2 protein-coding genes are annotated in these 1,771 nt (G+C 63.6%); both read left to right on the forward strand.

Annotated features, from left to right (window positions below; genetic code table 11):
• The first annotated feature begins 23 nt into the window (after nt 1-23).
• Nucleotides 24-275, forward strand: coding sequence for an acyl carrier protein (locus AC1DMG_RS21935; protein WP_046971921.1), 252 nt, complete (start codon nt 24-26; stop codon nt 273-275).
• A gap of 3 nt (nt 276-278) precedes the next feature.
• Nucleotides 279-1,493 carry a beta-ketoacyl-[acyl-carrier-protein] synthase family protein gene (locus AC1DMG_RS21940; protein WP_477176307.1) on the forward strand — a complete coding sequence of 405 codons (1,215 nt, stop codon included), beginning with the start codon at nt 279-281 and terminating at the stop codon, nt 1,491-1,493.
• Nucleotides 1,494-1,771: the final 278 nt, after the last annotated feature.

Here is a 1,771-nt window from a genome sequence, read left to right on the forward strand (position 1 = left end):
CCATGGACCCCAGGAAAGCACACATGAGCAACGTTCAGCAGGAAACCTTCGACATCATCGCCAAGCAGGCCAAGATCGAGCTCGACACGATCAAGCCGGAGTCCACCCTGAAGGACCTGGGTATCGCCTCACTGGATGCCATCGAAGTGATCTTTGATATCGAAGAACACTTCAACATCAACCTGCCCAACGAAGACACCGACTTCGACGGCGGCACCGTCGGACAGCTAGTGGAAGCCATCGAGCGCCAGCTCGCCCAGAAGACCAGCGAATAATTCATGCGCCGCATCGTGATCACCGGCATGGGCGCGATCTGCGCGCTCGGCCACGACGCACCTTCCGTGTGGAAGGCGATGACTGAGGGTCGGTCCGGCATCGGCCCGATCCACCACATCGAAGTGGGCCAGCTGCGCAATGGCGGCATCGCGGCCGAAGTGGCGAATTACGACCCCGCCAACTTTTTTGACGAAGGCCGTCGCGCGCTGCTCGATACGTTCAGCGAATACGCGTTGATCGCAGCCAACGAAGCGATCCGCCAGTCGGGCATAAGCTTCGAGGGCGAAGCCGGCTCGCGTGCCGCCGTCGTCATCGGCACCGGTGCCGGTGGCGAGACCACCCGCGACGATCTCTATGAACGCCTGTATGGCGAACACCAGGGCCGCTTCCACCCGCTCAGCATCGTACGCATGATGATGAACGCGCCCGCCAGCCAGGTGAGCATGGTGCACGGCATCACCGGCCCGGCATTCGTGGTGGCGAGCGCGTGTGCATCTTCCAACCATGCGTTTGCGCAGGCGGCGATGATGATCCGATCCGGCATCGTCGATGCGGCCGTGGTCGGTGGCACCGAGGCCTGCATCACGCTCGGCACACTGCGCGCCTGGGAAGCCATGCGCGTGCTCGCCCCCGATACCTGCCGCCCCTTCAGCAAGGGCCGCCGCGGCCTGGTGCTGGGCGAAGGTGCGGCGATGTATGTGATCGAGACGCTGGAGTCGGCACAGAAACGTGGCGCGGAAATCATCTGCGAGCTCGCAGGCACGGGCATGAGCTCCGACGCTGGCGATATCGCCGCGCCGTCCGACATCGGCGCCGCCGCCGCAATGAGCATGGCGCTGCGCGATGGCGGCCTGGCGCCCGAGGACGTCGACTACGTCAACGCCCATGGCACCGGCACGGTGGCCAACGACAGCACCGAGACGCGCGCCATCCATCGCGTGTTCGGCGCGCATGCGCGCGAAATGTTGGTGTCATCCACCAAGTCCATGCATGGCCATGCGCTGGGCGCGGGCGGTGCACTGGAATTGATCGCCGCCATCGGCGCGATCCACGATGGCATCGTGGCGCCCACCATCAATTACCTCGAACCTGATCCCGCCTGCGATCTGGACTATGTGCCGAATGTGGCGCGCGAGCGCAAGGTGAATGCGGCGATCAGCAATTCGTTTGCGTTTGGGGGGTTGAATGCGGTGGTGGCGGTGAGGCGGATGGGGTGAGGGTGGGTTGTTGTGCCGCTTACTGACGCGCGGCGCGAAAGGAATCGTCATCCCGGCGTGGGCCGGAGGTGCTTTTCAACAGCCGCATGGCTGGTCATCCAGAGCGTCGGTTTTTGATTGTCGCGTTACCGCAAGGGTGCCGCCTACGCGGCGGGCGTTTCGAACGGCTGCCGCCGCTCGAGTCACTTTTCTCTTGCTGGCCCAAGAGAAAAGTAACCCAAAGAGAATGGCCTAAAACGCCCGCAGCATCGTGTTGGGATAAGCCCGAACGCTCGAGG

This window comes from Dyella sp. 01N36 (assembly GCF_056399745.1).